Annotated in this window: 13 protein-coding genes and 1 pseudogene; 5 read left to right on the forward strand and 9 right to left on the reverse strand. The window is 32.3% G+C overall.

Annotated features, from left to right (window positions below):
• Nucleotides 1–264: 264 nt before the first annotated feature.
• Nucleotides 265–852: pseudogene (locus BMX42_RS03910) on the forward strand (alpha/beta fold hydrolase); the annotation flags it as partial.
• Here the strand turns inward: BMX42_RS03910 and dapF are convergent.
• Nucleotides 849–1,628, reverse strand: a complete 780-nt coding sequence (gene dapF / locus BMX42_RS03915; protein WP_091309024.1) for a diaminopimelate epimerase — start codon at nt 1,626–1,628, stop codon at nt 849–851. The pseudogene BMX42_RS03910 and the gene dapF sit on opposite strands and share 4 nt — an antisense overlap.
• Before the next feature lie 244 nt (nt 1,629–1,872).
• Between dapF and BMX42_RS03920 the strand changes: the two genes are divergently transcribed.
• The gene (locus BMX42_RS03920; RefSeq protein ID WP_091310848.1) at nt 1,873–3,261 is read left to right on the forward strand and encodes a S1C family serine protease; all 1,389 of its coding nucleotides are present in this window, start codon (nt 1,873–1,875) and stop codon (nt 3,259–3,261) included.
• Between the two features lie 70 nt (nt 3,262–3,331).
• Here the strand turns inward: BMX42_RS03920 and BMX42_RS03925 are convergent, their stop codons facing one another.
• Nucleotides 3,332–3,967 carry an acyloxyacyl hydrolase gene (locus tag BMX42_RS03925; RefSeq protein ID WP_091309027.1) on the reverse strand — a complete coding sequence of 212 codons (636 nt, stop codon included), beginning with the start codon at nt 3,965–3,967 and terminating at the stop codon, nt 3,332–3,334.
• A 168-nt stretch (nt 3,968–4,135) separates the two neighbouring features.
• Between BMX42_RS03925 and BMX42_RS03930 the strand changes: the two genes are divergently transcribed.
• Together BMX42_RS03930 and BMX42_RS03935 are read left to right on the forward strand one after the other, a co-directional pair.
• Entirely contained in the window at nt 4,136–5,584 is a 1,449-nt protein-coding gene (locus BMX42_RS03930) for a glyceraldehyde-3-phosphate dehydrogenase (RefSeq protein WP_091309032.1), read from the forward strand.
• Nucleotides 5,585–5,688: 104 nt separating this feature from the next.
• Entirely contained in the window at nt 5,689–6,216 is a 528-nt protein-coding gene (locus BMX42_RS03935) for an SRPBCC family protein (protein WP_091309036.1), read from the forward strand.
• Between the two features lie 46 nt (nt 6,217–6,262).
• On the opposite strand, the gene BMX42_RS03940 is transcribed toward BMX42_RS03935, so the two are convergent.
• The 6 genes from BMX42_RS03940 to BMX42_RS03965 form a co-directional block, all read right to left on the reverse strand.
• Entirely contained in the window at nt 6,263–7,705 is a 1,443-nt protein-coding gene (locus BMX42_RS03940; RefSeq protein WP_091309040.1) for an APC family permease, read from the reverse strand.
• A 156-nt stretch (nt 7,706–7,861) separates the two neighbouring features.
• Nucleotides 7,862–8,908, reverse strand: coding sequence for a C40 family peptidase (locus tag BMX42_RS03945; protein ID WP_091309044.1), 1,047 nt, complete (start codon nt 8,906–8,908; stop codon nt 7,862–7,864).
• A 94-nt stretch (nt 8,909–9,002) separates the two neighbouring features.
• Nucleotides 9,003–10,043 (reverse strand): endolytic transglycosylase MltG, encoded by a 1,041-nt coding sequence (mltG, locus tag BMX42_RS03950; RefSeq protein WP_245748231.1) that lies wholly within the window; start codon nt 10,041–10,043, stop codon nt 9,003–9,005.
• 5 nt (nt 10,044–10,048) lie between these two features.
• On the reverse strand, nt 10,049–10,573 hold the full coding sequence (locus BMX42_RS03955; RefSeq protein ID WP_091309047.1) for a GNAT family N-acetyltransferase: 525 nt from the start codon (nt 10,571–10,573) through the stop codon (nt 10,049–10,051).
• 10 nt (nt 10,574–10,583) lie between these two features.
• On the reverse strand, nt 10,584–12,146 hold the full coding sequence (locus BMX42_RS03960; RefSeq protein ID WP_091309050.1) for an NAD(P)/FAD-dependent oxidoreductase: 1,563 nt from the start codon (nt 12,144–12,146) through the stop codon (nt 10,584–10,586).
• An 87-nt stretch (nt 12,147–12,233) separates the two neighbouring features.
• Nucleotides 12,234–13,892 (reverse strand): PNGase F N-terminal domain-containing protein, encoded by a 1,659-nt coding sequence (locus tag BMX42_RS03965; RefSeq protein WP_091309053.1) that lies wholly within the window; start codon nt 13,890–13,892, stop codon nt 12,234–12,236.
• Between the two features lie 71 nt (nt 13,893–13,963).
• Between BMX42_RS03965 and BMX42_RS03970 the strand changes: the two genes are divergently transcribed.
• On the forward strand, nt 13,964–14,212 hold the full coding sequence (locus BMX42_RS03970) for a hypothetical protein (RefSeq protein WP_091309056.1): 249 nt from the start codon (nt 13,964–13,966) through the stop codon (nt 14,210–14,212).
• A 70-nt stretch (nt 14,213–14,282) separates the two neighbouring features.
• On the opposite strand, the gene recQ is transcribed toward BMX42_RS03970, so the two are convergent.
• Nucleotides 14,283–16,478, reverse strand: a complete 2,196-nt coding sequence (recQ, locus tag BMX42_RS03975; protein ID WP_091309059.1) for a DNA helicase RecQ — start codon at nt 16,476–16,478, stop codon at nt 14,283–14,285.
• Between the last annotated feature and the right edge of the window lie 74 nt (nt 16,479–16,552).

Consider the following 16,552-nt stretch of genomic DNA (forward strand, 5'->3'; position numbering starts at 1 on the left):
AGAAAAATTTCTAAGAAATGGATTGTCTTCATATTATTTTGTGGCTACTTATTGTTTTCTCAGTCTTGCATGCGAATGCGATTGTCTGTTAAAAAAACGAATGAATTTTTCTCTCAATCCAATACTGCTTTTAAAGATGACACCTTTAAAATTTCTGAAGCACATCAAATCCATTATATAGAAACGGGCGATTCTTCCAAATCCACACTTTTTTTCTTACACGGTTCACCATGAAGTTGGGATGCCTATAAAACTTATTTATCCGACTTAGACTTACAGAAAAAATACCGCTTAATTGCGATTGACAGACCGGGTTTTGGATATAGTAATTTTGGCGAAGCGGAAGATTTAGAAACACAAGCCAATTTAATTTTACCGTTTATACTATCTAAAAACAACAACCAACCAATTACATTAATTGGGCATTCTATGGGCGGACCAGTCGCTGTGAAATTGGCGACAAAAAACCCAAAATTATTTAAAAACTTAGTCATTTTATCGGGTGCAATTGACCCAAAAGCAGAAAATCCTGAAAATTGGCGACCAATTTTACTTTCGAAACCCATTAGATATTTAATTCCAGGCGCATTTAGGATTTCTAATGATGAACTTTGGTGGTTGAAAGAGGATTTAAAAATTATGAAACCTCAGTTAGGAAAAATCACCTCCAACGTAATTATTATTCATGGTACAGAAGATTCGTTAGTACCTTATTCTAATGTGGGTTTTATGAAAAAAGAATTTATAAACGCAAAGAATATCGAGACCATTCCAATAGAAAAGGCCGATCATTTTATTCCTTGGACACATTATGAGATTATAAAAAAAAGTTTATTGAATTTGGAGAATTAAACCTCTAAACTTCCACCAAAAACCAATTCCGCAGGACCAGTTAAAAACACGTTTTTATAGGTATTATTTTCCACATCAAAACTAATGGTTAATTTTCCGCCTAAAACATTAATATTAACTCGTTTGGCATCTGTTTTATAAGTCGAATGCATCGCAATTGCTACTCCAGTCGCACCAGTTCCACAAGAAAAAGTTTCATCTTCTACGCCACGTTCGTAAGTACGAACTGAAAAAGTGTCAGCATCTAATTGTTCTACAAAATTAATGTTGCAACCACTTTCATCGTATAAATCGGAATATCTTAATTTGGCACCAATATTTTTTACATCAAACTGCTGTATATCTTTCACCATTTGCACGTGATGTGGTGAACCTGTGTATACAAATTCGTGCGTGTCAAAATGCTTCACATCCGTCACATCAATCATTTGTAAAGCAATTAAATTATTTTCAATTTTTGCATAATGATAACCATCTGAAGCTTCAAAATGGGCTTCATTGTCAATTATACCTAATTGTTTTGCAAAAGCTACTAAACAACGTCCGCCATTACCACACATCGTGCTTGTGCTACCATCGGAATTATAATACACCATTGTAAAATCGTACTTATCATGATTTTCAAGCAATATTAAACCATCGCCACCAATGCCAAAACGTCGGTCGCATAAGAATTCAATTAGTTTGGTATTATTTTTGGGAAATGTGTTGTTACGATTATCAATCATAACAAAATCGTTTCCGGTTCCTTGGTATTTGAAAAAATTTATTTGCATAGTACAAAGATATTTATTTTTTTGCACAAAATTGCATTAGGGATTGCAGCGGCATCCTTTTTTACAAGTTGACTGAAGCTCGCGAAGGTAACTTGTAAAAAAGATATAGTGGAAAGCCCGACCTGTAAGGAAATGCCCAAATGCTAAAAAGGTGTTAAACATTGTTAATCGTGCGTTAAACGGAATTTGAATTTTAAAAAACCTAGTTATATTTACATTATAAACAAATTAAAAAATGAACAAAATGAAAAATTTAGGAAGTCTATTTATTGTATCATTAATGAGTGGTGCCGTTACTTTGGGTGCCTATAAATTCATTGAAAGCAGAAAAAGCGATTCGGATTCATTTATCACAACATCCCCAAATTATGCCAAAGCCGTGAATTATAACGGTGCGGAAAATGTAGATTTTACAACTGGTGCCGACAAAGCCATTCACAGTGTGGTGCACGTAAAAAATGTTTCGGTACGAACCGTTTATGATCCGTTTGCGAGTTTTTTCTACGGGCAAAGTGGTAGTCAGCAACAAGAGCAAATTGGAACGGGTTCTGGAGTAATTGTTTCGGAAGATGGTTACATTGTGACCAATAATCACGTAATTCAGGATGCAACAGAATTAGAAGTGACATTAAATAACAACAAAGCATACAAAGCCAAATTGATTGGAACCGACAGCAAAATGGATATCGCGTTACTAAAAATTGATGCTGATGAAAAATTGCCATTTATAGTTTTTGGAAATTCAGATAATATTAAAGTCGGCGAATGGGTTTTAGCTGTTGGTAATCCATATCAATTGAATTCTACGGTTACTGCTGGAATTATTTCGGCGAAAGCTAGAAATTTAGATAAAGCAAGTATTCAATCTTTTATACAAACAGATGCAGCTGTAAACCCTGGAAATAGTGGTGGTGCATTGGTGAACACAAATGGAGAATTAATTGGAATTAACACGATGATTTCTTCGCCAACAGGAAGTTATGCGGGATATTCTTTCGCAGTTCCTTCAAACATTACTAAGAAAATCATTGAAGATTTAATGAAATTTGGAAACGTACAACGTGGAATTTTAGGCGTTGAAGGTGGCGAATTAAATGCCGAAGCTGCTAAAAAATACGGAATTAAACAAACAGAAGGATTTTATGTGAGTAAAGTCAACAGAAATTCTGGAGCAGAAAAAGTAGGAATTGAAAAAGGTGATATTATTGTAAAATTAGATGATAAAAACATTGCTTCATCTGCAGAAATGGCAACAGTTATCAACACGAAAAGACCAAATGATATTGTAAAAGTTTCGCTTATTAGAGATGGAAAAAACATGGCTTTAAATGTGCCGTTAACTAAAAAAGAATTAATTACTTATGAATTTAATGGTATTGAATTTGAAGATTTAGATGCCAACGACAAAAAACGTTTCAATTTGAAAAGCGGTATAAAAATCAAAGAAGTAACTAATGCTGATTATGCGGAATATGCGAACGATTTGAAAGGTTCTATTGTAACACAAGTTGATAACATGAGAGCAACAGATATGGAAAGCGTTTCGGCGTATTTAGCTAAAAAAGAAGCTACTGAAAAAACAAGATATCAAATCATTGCCAAAAACGGTCAAATGTATCGTATCTTTTTATAATTAATCTAAGTCATATTTACTTAACCGAAAAATTCGCAAAGCATAATATTATGTTTTGCGAATTTTTATTTTAATTCAATTCATAATATGCACCAATTTCAAAACCAGATGAATTTAAGCCATAGTTTGGTTTTTGTAAATTGGCATTTGAAGCATGTCTGAACATAAATTTCGCATCAAAAGAAAGTTTTTTGATTCTATAATTATATCCAACAGAAAGCACATCACTAAAAGCAAATCCTTTTTTAAGTCGTTCTGTATCGGTATCAATATACATCGGACCTGTATTTAATGTGGCAAAAATCGATGAATTCAAGTTGAAATATCTTCTATAAACCAATCCTAAATGTAAAGCATACTCATTAATTGTTTTTAAACGCATATATTTTGCTCTAAGTTCATCACCATTTTCTTCAGTATGACTAATAAACCAATAATTTATCATTTGATGTTTGGATTGGTAATAACTTGGTTCTACTAAAATTTCCCAGCTGTGTTTTCTTTTTTTCGACCAATTAAAGTGATTGGTAAATTTAACAATCTGATTTTCATAAGTATAATCAGATTCTTGTTTTATAAATGTATTTTGAGAAGCATAACCAATAACGACACCAGTTCGTAGCCATTTAAATTTAGAAATTGTATCTTGAGAATAGGCGAATACTGAGAAAAGCAAACTAATAATGATTAGATATTTTAATTTCATTTTTATTTTTTGATAAATTTTCGGCAAAATTAGAAAAAGTAAATTTATGTAGAAGCATATCTAATTGTCTATTTTACAAAACTAATAGTTAAAAAATAGAAAAAAGTTTTATGAAAACAATTGAAATATCTACTTTTGCATCAAATTAGTAACACAATCTATATTTTCATGAACAACAACACTATTTACGAAAAAGAATTAGCTTTTCAAGCAGACAGAAGAAAAGCATGTGTAGAATTTGTTAGAATTATAAGCGATTTATGGTTCGACAAATCTATTGAACTAGTATTATTTAGAAATCAATTGATTGATAGAAATGTTAGTGACATCATCAACTTACACGAATATGCTGGTGCTTTTGTAGAGAAACCAATTAATATTTTTGATTCGGTTGAAATTGCTAGAGCTATTGAAAATTTAGATTTACCACCATCTCGTATCGATATTGGAAAATTAACTTACGAATTTCACTTAGAAGACGATAAATATAACGATGCAACTGCTTTTGTAATTGACAAATTGAAAAATGCAAAAGATACTTCTGAAATTGTTCCTAAAGATGTAGTTCTTTACGGATTCGGACGTATTGGGCGTTTATTAGCTCGTGAAATGATGAGTAAAATTGGTAAAGGACAACAATTACGTTTACGAGCGATTGTAACTCGTGATAAAAATGATGCGGTTTTACTAGAAAAACGTGCTTCTTTATTACGTTACGATTCAGTTCATGGTGATTTTGAAGGCTCTGTTTCTGCAGATCCAGAAAACAATGCTTTAATTATCAACGGAACTACGGTTCATATTATTACAGCGAATTCTCCAGAAGAAATTGACTATACAGCATACGGAATTAACGATGCTTTAGTAATTGACAACACTGGTGCTTTTACATCTGAAGAAGCTTTAGCAAGACATTTAACTTCTAAAGGTGCAGATAAAGTTTTATTAACTGCTCCAGGAAAAGGTGTTCCAAATATTGTTTATGGTGTAAACCACGAAGATTACAATCCAGATACCGTAAATATTTTCTCTGCAGCATCTTGTACAACTAACGCTATTACTCCAATTTTAGCTGTTGTTGAAGAAACTTTAGGTGTTGTTAAAGGACATTTAGAAACTATCCATGCTTATACTAACGACCAAAACTTGGTTGATAACATGCATAAAAAATACCGTCGTGGAAGAGCAGCTGGTTTAAATATGGTAATTACTGAAACTGGTGCTGGTAGTGCGGTTGCAAAAGCTTTACCAAGTTTAGCAGGTAAATTAACTTCAAACGCTATTCGTGTTCCTGTTCCAAATGGTTCATTAGTAGTTTTAAATTTAGAAGTTGGTAGAGAAACATCTGTTCAAGAATTAAACGAAATCATGAAAAAATATGCTTTAGAAGGAAATTTAGTAGAGCAAATTAAATATTCAATGAACAACGAATTAGTTTCTTCAGATATTGTTGGAACAGCACAACCTTCAATTTATGATAGTAATGCTACAATCGTTTCTGGAGATGGTAAAAATATCGTTTTATACATTTGGTATGATAACGAATATGGTTACAGTCACCAAGTAATTCGTTTAGCAAAATATATTGCTAAAGTAAGACGTTACATGTACTACTAGTAGATAGCAACATCAAATTTAAGAATCCGTCTCGATATAAATTGGGACGGATTTTTTTTATAAAATATTTTGTAACTTTACTTTACTAACTAAAACTATTACATATGAGAATTTTAAAAAAATTACTGATTTTTATTCTGGCATTAGTGGGATTGTTCTTGCTAGCAGGCTTGGTTATGGATAAACAATATACCGTATCACATACGCTAACCATTAACAAACCACAAGAAGAAGTTTTCAATTATATGAAAATGTTCAAAAATCAAGAAAAATATAGTGTTTGGGTAATGGCCGATCCAAATATCAAATTAAAATATGAAGGTGAAGACGGAACGGTTGGCGCTAAAGTTTCTTGGGATGGAAATGATGATGTTGGAGCAGGTTCTCAAACCATCACAAAAATCACCAATGACCGAATGGATATCGATTTACATTTTATCAGACCAATGGAAGGTGATCAAAAAGGTGCTACAATCGTAAAAGCAATTGATGCTAATTCTTGTACAGTTACCGAAGAGTTTTACGGAAACGATCCGTATCCAATGAACGCTTTATCTTTCGTTGGAAAATATTTCATTAAAGATGCTTTCACTAAAAATGGTGAAAATGTAAAGAAAATTTTAGAGAAATAATTATTAAACCTGTCAGGTTTCAAAAACCTGACAGGTTTTTTTTTATCTATTCTGATTTTCTTTGTGTGAAATAATAAATCGGAATTCCTAATAACACAATTCCTAAGCCTAAACCTGTATTTCTTGTATCGTAAATCAATAAAGTAATACAAATTAAAGATGTCATTACGATATATAAAATTGGAACAAATGGATAACCAAAAGCTTTATATGGTCTTTCTGCATTTGGTTCTTTTTTACGAAGAATGAAAATTCCGTAAATGGTTAAGATATAAAACAACAATGATGCGAAAGTCGCGTACGTTAACAAATCACCATATTTTCCCGATAAACACAATACTGAAGCCCATAAACATTGAAACCATAAGGCTTTTTCAGGAACATTATTTTTGTTTAATTCACCAGCTTGTTTAAAAAACAAACCATCTTGACTCATCGCATAAAACAAACGGCCACCCGCTAAAATAATTCCGCTATTGCAACCAAAAGTCGAAACCATAATTAAACCCGCCATTACAAAAACACCCACATTTCCTAAAATGATATTCGCTGCTGCAGCACCTACTCTATCATCTGTGGCAAACATGATTCCTTTTCCTAAAACACTAGCATCTTCTGGACTTCCGCCTACTGGTAACAAAGCCAAATAAGCTAAATTCGCTAAAATATAAATTACGGTTACAATCAAAGTCCCTAAAAACAAACTTCTTGGAATGTTCTTTTTTGGATCTTTAATTTCCGCAGCAATAAACGTTACATTATTCCAAGCATCACTAGAAAATAACGAATTAATTATCGTTGCTCCCATCGCACCTAATAAGGCAATTCCGCTTAATTTAGTTACGGTTAAACTTCCATCTTCTTTTAAAACGGTTTTAGAAGCTTCCCACATATTTTCAAAATTGTGACTTAAAATATCGGTTTGTAAACCCACGTATAATCCCAAAATAATTAAAGCGAACAAAGCAAATAACTTCGCAACTGTAAATAACAATTGAATTTTCTTACCACTATTCACCCCTTTTGTGTTGATGAAAGTCAGCAAAACAATACTAACAATGGCTAAAACTTGTTTTAAATTGATTGTGTACGAACCAACTTCAAGAAGTGTTTTATCTAATTCTGGAATAAAAACGGCGGTATAATTGGCAAAAGCTACAGCAACGGCAGCAATTACACCTGTTTGAATTACTGAGAAAACGGTCCAGCCGTATAAAAAAGACATTAATTTACCATAAGCTCTTTGAATGTAAACGTATTGTCCACCAGCATTTGGCATCATTCCGGCTAATTCGCCATAACTTAATGCGGCCGACATCGTTAACAAACCTGTAACTAACCAAATAACTAATATCCAAGCTGCTGAACCAACATCTCGCGCCATTGCGGCAGTTACAATAAATATTCCGGAACCTATCATTGAACCAGCGACTAAACTGGTTGCATTTAACAATCCTAATTCTTTTTTAAACTCAGTTTTCTCTTTCATTTGTGTTTTTTATTGTTTTAAATTGTCAAATGCAATCGCTTTATAAATTGGATTTGCTTACGCAAACTTTACTTAATGCGATTTCATAGTAAAATTATAGTTTTGCTAAAGATAAAAAAAGAAAACGATTTTCAATGAAGAATATAAACTTGTGTATTATTGAGGAATAACTCGGTTAATTTGAACGAATCGCTTGTCGTAATATTCTTCTGTGATGGAAGAAATTACAACACCCAAACTTGTTGAAGAATGAACAAATTTGATATCATTTTCTGAAACTTCTGTGATTAAACCCACATGATTAATATGAGAAGAACCATTTGTTGCAAAAAAGATTAAATCGCCTTTTTGAGCGGAATTTTTATCAATTTTAATTCCGTAATTTGATTGTTCCGAAGAAGTTCTTGGCAGTGTAATATCAATAGCTTTAAAAGAAGAAAACATCAAACCAGAACAATCAAAACCATCTGAATCTGTTCCACCAGTTCTATATTTTGTACCAATATTATTTGAAGCTGTTGAAATTACCGATTCTGCTTTAGATAAACCTTCTGCTGAAACTATTTTAATTTCTTTTGGAATCATAACTTGCTGTTCAATTCTATCACTCTTTTGAGAAGTTTGAATCACTAATCGCGTTCCAACTGATAATTCGTTTTTGATTTGAGGATTTAGTTGTTCTAAATCGGCAATGCTGATTTTATATTTTTTTGAAAGTCCATATTTGGTTTCCTTTGGTAAAACCGTATGATATACTTCTTGAAGTTCCTGATTTTTTTCTTTTTTCCATTTTGGTTTTTCAACTATCACTTCTTCAGAAATTGAATAATTTTTCGAGTTAGAAAGTTGCAAAACTTGACCAACTTTCAAACCTTCCGATTCAATACTTGGATTCAATTGCTTCAATTTATCAATACTAATATTGTATTTTTTCGATAATCCGAATAACGTTTCTTTTGGCATAACTTTATGCATTTCCACTCCAACTTCTGATTTATTATTTACAGAAATTTGTAAAATGGAATTGACCGATAAACCTTTTTTTGAAGCTGGATTAAGTTGTTCCAATTGAGAAACCGAAACCTTATATTTCTTTGAAATACTATAAAGCGTTTCACCTTTTTGTACAGTATGCGTTAGGTTTTCCTGAGAAAAACCCAAACTTATAAAAAGAGAAAAAAGGACAGTTATAAAAAATTTCATTTTATAGTAACGTAAAAAATCGACAAATAGTATAAAAAATCAGGTGTAAGCATTAATTTTAACACTTACACCTGATTTAAATTATTTTAAAAACTTATCTTTTGTAATTCTGTTTAGCAACCCAATCAGCATATTTTGCTGCAACTTTTAAATGTTCGCTATAGTCTGTTGCAAATTCATGGTAACCGAATCTTTCTACACTTGCACAGAAATATAAATAATTATGTTTTTCTGGACTTAAAACCGCATCAATAGCCGAAACATCTGGCATAAAAATTGGTCCTGGAGGCAATCCTGTATTTCTGTAAGTGTTATAAGGAGAACTTGTCATTAAATCGTTGTGCATCACACGTTTTACGACTAAATCCCAATTGTTTGATTTTTGTTTTAAAGCATAAATTACCGTCGGATCCGCTTGTAATGGCATATTTTTGTTCAAACGATTTAAATATACACCAGCAACTTTTGGTCTTTCGTCTGCTTTTGCTGTTTCTTTATGTACGATTGAAGCTAAAGTATATACTTGAGCTGGTGTTAAATTCAAAGCTTTGGCATTAGCTAATCTGCCGTCATTCCAAAATCTCTTGTATTCTTTTGTTAACTTTTCAGATAATTCTTCAGGAGAAATGTTCCAATAAAATTCGTAGCTATTCGGAATGAAAAACGACATTACGTTGTCTTTATTCAAACCATTTTCTTGTAAAAAAGTATCGTTTGTGAAAATTTCTTTCAATTTTGTAGTATCTGGTTCAATTTGCGAAGCCAATCTCACAAATAAATCTTGCACTTTTTCCTGATTGTTAAAAGCTAATTTCACAGGAACATTTAATCGTAACGCACGAACAATACTGAAACTGCTCATTCCTTTTTTCAATAGAAATTTACCCGCTTTTACATTCGTATCGTATTCTCTTTTTGAAGCCACCCAATCAATTTTATCCTGATTTTTTACATATGGTGCTAAAATTTTCTTTACATCTTCGTATTTAGAATCAGTTGGCACGTATACAAACACTTCCTCTTCTTCAAATTTTGTGTTTCCAGTAAAGGCTTTATATATTACATATCCACCACAAATCATTATGAATATAGCTCCAATAACGATAATTCTTCCGAATAATTTTTTTGCTCCCAAAATTTTTATTTTTTATGTATTAGTTGAAAAAGTACTTCATCTACAAAAGTACCATTTATTTTATTCCAGTCTTTTTTTATGCCGATTTTTTGAAAACCAAAATTACTAAAAAGCAATAAACTAGCTTCATTATTTGTAGTAATATTTGCAAATAATTGGTACAAACTTAAATGTGTGAAAGCGTAATTAGAGATCAACTGTAAGGATTCTTTTCCAATTCCTTGATTTCTAAAGTTTTCAGAAATAATAATTCCAATTCCAGCACGACTATTTTTTGCATCAAAATCGAATAAATCTATTAATCCCACTTTTTCATTGGTTGCAGACAAAACAATCATCAATCGCAATTGCTTGGCTTCAAAAATATCTTGATGAGCATTTTCTAAATATTGCTTCAAAACCCATTTACTATAAGGCGTTTGCGTGTTGCTCACTTCCCAAACCGATTCGTTATTTTCTAATTCGTATAGAAAATCTAAATCTTCGGGTTCGAGTGCTCGCAAATGGATATTTTGTCCTTTTAATGTCATTTTTATTTTTTTAATTACCTAATGCTTCTGCAATTTTTAAAGCACATTTTTCACCATCGATGGCTGCAGAAATAATTCCACCAGCGTAACCAGCTCCTTCTCCGCAAGGATATAAACCTTTAATTTGAACGTGTTCCAAAGTGAAATTATCTCTTGGAATACGAACTGGAGATGAAGTTCTACTTTCTGGAGCATGCAAAATGGCCTCATTAGTTAAATAACCTCGCATGGCTTTTCCGAAAGCCGAAAAACCTTCACGCATGGTTTGTGTTAAAAACGAAGGAAAAACTTCACCTAATTCTACCGAAGTTGTTCCTGGAACGTAAGATGTTTTTGGAATAAATCCAGAAACTTTGGTTTGTGTAAAATCAATCATTCTTTGTGCTGGAACTTTTTGCGTTTTACCCGCTAAATTCCATGCTTTTTGCTCAATTTGTTTTTGAAATTCCATTCCTGCTAAAGGTCCGAATTTTTCAAAAGGTTTAAAATCTTCTAATCGTAATTCGACAACAATTCCAGAATTGGCTGTTGCTTGATCACGTTTACTTGGACTCCAACCATTCGTAACCACTTCTCCATCAGCTGTGGCACAAGGTGCAATTACGCCACCTGGACACATACAAAATGAGTACATTCCACGACCATTGACTTGTTTTACGATTGAATATGGTGATGGCGGCAAAAATTCGCCACGGAAATCGCAAGAATACTGAATTTTATCAATTAATTCTTGAGGATGTTCCGCTCGAACACCTAATGCAAAAGGTTTCGCCTCGATGAAAATATCTTTTCTATGTAATAATTCGAAAATATCACGAGCTGAATGTCCGGTTGCTAAAATGATTTTTTTAGAATGAATTGTTTCTCCGTTTTGAGTCACAATTCCGTCTACTTCATTATTTTTCACTAAAATATCCGTCACACGCGTTTCGAACAAAACTTGTCCGCCACATTCGATAATTTTATCTCGAATATCTTGAATAATTTGTGGTAATTTATTCGTTCCAATGTGCGGATGAGCTTCTACTAAAATTTCTTCCGTAGCACCAAAAGCTACTAATAATTGTAAAATTCTATCTACATCACCACGTTTTTTAGAACGTGTATATAATTTTCCGTCAGAATACGTTCCTGCTCCGCCTTCTCCAAAACAATAATTCGAATCTGAATTTACAATTCCGTCAACATTTATCGCTTTTAAATCTCTTCTTCTGCCACGAACGTCTTTTCCGCGTTCTAAAACTATCGGTTTTAAACCTAATTCGATTAATTGTAAAGCAGCGAATAATCCGGCTGGACCAGCTCCAACTACAATAACTTCTTGTTTATTGGTAACGTTTGGGTAATTTGGTAATTCAATTTTAGAATCTGTAAACACCTCATCTTTAAAGTAAATATTTAATTTTAAATTGAATTTTATAGCTTTTTGGCGGGCATCAATAGAGCGTTTTACCACCACAATTTTTTGTAAATCAGCAACAGAAGTGTGTACTAATTTAGAAACATGTTGGTATAACATTTCTTCGTTATTCGCCATTTCTGGAGAAACTTGAATGAGTAATTCGCGTGGCATACAATAAAAATTTATCCTGCAAAAATAGTCAAAATAGTTTGTTTAGTTAGTAAACCTATTATTTTTCTAATTTGTAAAAGGCTTTATTTATTCTCCAATTAAAATTCCAGAAACATTCCAAGCACTAAAGCTTTCGCCTTCTGGTTTTCCTTGAGGAATTTTCACTTGAATTGTGTATTCTCCTGCAGGTAAATCTCCTAAATCAATATACGTTGGTGTGGTTACCATTCCTGGACACCAATTGGCTCTACTATAATCTGAAGATGACAATCCGTTAGGGAAATTTCCTGAAGCGGGATTATACAATCGATAAGAACCACAATCTTGACGCCATGGCGTGAATTGGAATACTTCTTTTCCATTGACTAAAATGGTATTCTTTTTCGGAACAAACTCATCACCATTTTCCCAACCACCGTGACCAGTAGTGATGTAACGAATTTTAGCGTTTTTTAAAGGTTGTGATAAGTTAATTTTTGTTTCTAAACCCTTTTCTACATCAAACATAGTTCCGTAATCTTGTCCGGCCATTTCCATAATATTTGTGGTATTAAACAACGGAAATAATTTAGTAGGTTTAAATGTTACATCTTCAGAATGTAAAGTAATATTCATGGTAATTTTATGACCGCCTTTATCGTAATTTCCAATAAAAGTACCAATCCACACTTCTCTACCAGCAAATTGTTGGAATACATCTGTAATTTCCTGACGATAAGAAACCTGATTTTCCCATGTTTTATCTTTTAATTCAATATGATTATATTGTTTGATTCCGAAGGGTGTAAAAAATCGCATTAATTCGGTTAATGGCTCATAAGTTGAAGTGGCAACAACACCCTGATATTTTTTTCCATTACCATTTTCATAAATTGGCAAAGCTTCTTTTCCTTTCTCTAAACCAGATAAAAAGGTTTGTTTCGAGTTCGAAATTGGAATGATAAAAACCGAACCTGTTCTATCATAAGCATCGCCGTTAGATTGTTCAATTACATCTAAAAAGGCAAGATTTGATTTGGTTTGATTAGGAACTTTAATTTTCTTTAAAATAATAGTTCCGTTAGCAAATCTTATAATTGAATCATTTGATTTTGCTTCAGACGAAAAATTAATAATTTCATCTTTAAACACTGGGATAGTTGTAAATCGGCTTTTCCACAACAAATCCTTATAGGTTAATACATCAACTGTGTTATCAATTTTAGTATTAGAAGTGTTTTTCGATTTTCTCTTTTGAATTTTGATGGCTTGAGTTGTACTATTACCATTTCTAGTAATTTCCAAAACCAAACCTAAATTTATTCCTAAAACTGTTGGACTCGCTTTTAAATTTAATTCATTCGTATACCAAATTTCAATCGCATTAGAATTAATTACAGTCTTAGCTTTTTTACACAGATAACCCAATATTTTTTTGGTTTCTGGTAAAAATTCTAATTTTTGATTTTTGATAGCTTCATTGTCTTTATAACTAATCACTTTATTGGAAGACAAAGTCGCAACTTGATAAAAACTTAAGTTTTCGGTGTCAATCAACGTTTTCTCAAATGGTAAAGTCGCTTGATTGGCTTCTATTTTTTCAGTGGATAACACAACTTGATTGTGAGTTGCAAAAACTTTTAGTAAATCTTGGTTTTCGATAATTTTTCCATTGAAACTTCTTTGATAAGAAATTTCATAAGAAGTTTCTTGAGCGAATGAAACTAAGGAAAAAAACACGAAAAATTTTAGTAGGTAATACTTCATTTTAATACTATTTTTGCAACGTTACAACATATTTTTTTGATTGGAGTCAAAATTATAAAATCTATAACAAAATGTCTAGGAAAATAAAATTAATCTGGGATTTTAGAGGTCAAGCTGCTCCTAAAACTGCCGAGCATCATGAAATTCACCTGAAAGAATTTTTAGAAAAAGAAAATTATGCGATAAAAATTACGGGTTTTGAAATTTTAAACGAAATGTATGCCATTGCGTATTTAGTTGTTGAAGAAGCTGATATGATTACTTTTAGAGATGCTTTGCGACCACACAGAGGTGAAGTTTTTGAAGAAAAATCAGAATAAAAAAAATCCAAATTCTAGTTTATCGTACAACTGGAATTTGGATTTTTAGTTTGGGTTTATAATTATTATTTTAGTTTGCGACTTCGCTTATAAATTTAATTCTCATTAATCGTAATTCTTCCGTATCGTAATCGCCGTCAAATTCTTTTAGAGCTTTTTCGATACTATCCGATTCGGATTCCATAAAATATTCGTGAATTTCTTCTTGTTGATCTTCGTCTAAAATATCATCAATCCAATATTTTATATTCAATTTTGTTCCAGAAAAAACAATTTGTTCCATTTCTTTCAACAAATCATCGAATTTCAAACCTTTTGCAGAAGCAATATCATCTAAAGCTAATTTTCTATCAATATTTTGAATAATATATAATTTGTTCGCCGAATTCGCACCTGTAGATTTCACTACTAAATCATCTGGACGAATGATATCATTATCGTCAACATATCTTGAAATCAATTCCACAAAAGGCTTCCCAAATTTCTTCGCTTTTCCTTCTCCAACTCCGTGAACATTGCTTAATTCATCAATAGAAATTGGATATTTCAGCGCCATATCTTCCAAAGATGGATCTTGGAAAACTACAAACGGTGGCACACTATGTTTCTTAGCTTCTTTTTTACGTAAATCTTTCAACATTGCCATTAAAGCTTCGTCTGCTGTTCCTGTAGATTTGGCTGCGGCAATGATGTTTTCATCTTCTTCTTCGCTAAACTCATGATCTTCCGCCACCATAAATGAATATGGTTTTTTGATAAAATCGTTTCCAGCTTTCGTAACTTTTAAAACCCCATAACTTTCAATATCTTTTGAGATTAATCCCGCCACTAAAATCTGACGGATTAAAGCCATCCAATATTTCTCGTCGTGTTCTTTTCCACTTCCGAAAGTTTTAAGCGTATCTATTTTTTGAGCTTTAATAATGGCGTTAATTTTACCCACTAAAGCCAATATAACTTCTTTTGGTTTGAATAATTGTTTCGTATCGTTAATAACTTCTAACAACGTAACAATTTGATCTTGTGCTTCGGTTTTTTTCTTCGGATTTCTAACATTGTCATCCATATCTGCACCATCGCCATTTACTTCATCAAATTCTTCACCGAAATAATGCAATAAATACTTTCTTCTAGACATTGAAGTTTCGGCGTAAGCCACCACTTCTTGTAACAAAGCATATCCAATTTCTTGCTCAGCAATTGGTTTACCCGACATGAATTTTTCTAACTTTTCGATGTCTTTGTATGAATAATAAGCCAAGCAAATTCCTTCGCCATCATCTCTACCAGCTCTACCCGTTTCTTGATAATAACTTTCAAGTGATTTTGGAATATCGTGATGAATTACGAAACGAACATCTGGTTTATCAATTCCCATACCGAAAGCAATAGTTGCCACTACCACATCTACATCTTCCATAAGGAACATATCTTGATGTTTGGCACGTGTTTTTGCATCTAAACCAGCGTGATAAGGAACGGCAGAAATTCCATTTACTTGTAAAACTTGTGCAATTTCTTCTACTTTTTTTCGACTTAAGCAATAAATCACACCCGATTTTCCTTTGTGCTGCTTAATAAATCGTATTAAATCGCCTTGAACGTTTTTCGTTTTTGGGCGTATTTCGTAATATAAATTTGGTCTATTGAATGAAGCTTTAAACGTATTGGCATTCGGCATATCTAAGTTTTTCAAGATATCTTCTTGCACTTTTGGAGTAGCCGTTGCGGTAAGCCCAATAATTGGCACATCACCTAATTGTTTGATAATGCTTCTTAAGTTTCTGTATTCTGGGCGGAAATCGTGACCCCATTCTGAAATACAATGCGCTTCATCAATCGCCACAAAAGAAATTTTCACTGTTTGTAGAAACTGAATATAATCTTCTTTCGTTAAAGATTCTGGAGCTACGTAAAGCATTTTGGTTTTTCCAGATAAAATATCTGCTTTTACCTGATTGACTTCTGTTTTATTTAATGAAGAATTTAGAACATGCGCCACACCAATATCTGAACCCATACTTCTAATGGCATCCACTTGATTTTTCATTAACGCAATAAGCGGAGAAACCACAATTGCAGTTCCTTCCAAAACCAAAGCAGGCAATTGGTAACATAAAGATTTACCACCACCAGTTGGCATAATAACAAACGTGTTATTACCAGATATAATACTCGTAACTACTTTTTCTTGTAATCCTTTAAATTGAGAAAATCCAAAGTATTTTTTTAATTCTTTGTATAAATCTATATTTTGTTCTGTCATAAAAAATGGGTTGAACTTATAAACAAATATTTTTAGCCAATTATTATTTGAATTTTGTCTAAATTTGCAATTAT

The sequence above is a fragment of the Flavobacterium terrigena genome (genome assembly GCF_900108955.1).
In the GTDB taxonomy this organism is placed as follows: domain Bacteria; phylum Bacteroidota; class Bacteroidia; order Flavobacteriales; family Flavobacteriaceae; genus Flavobacterium; species Flavobacterium terrigena.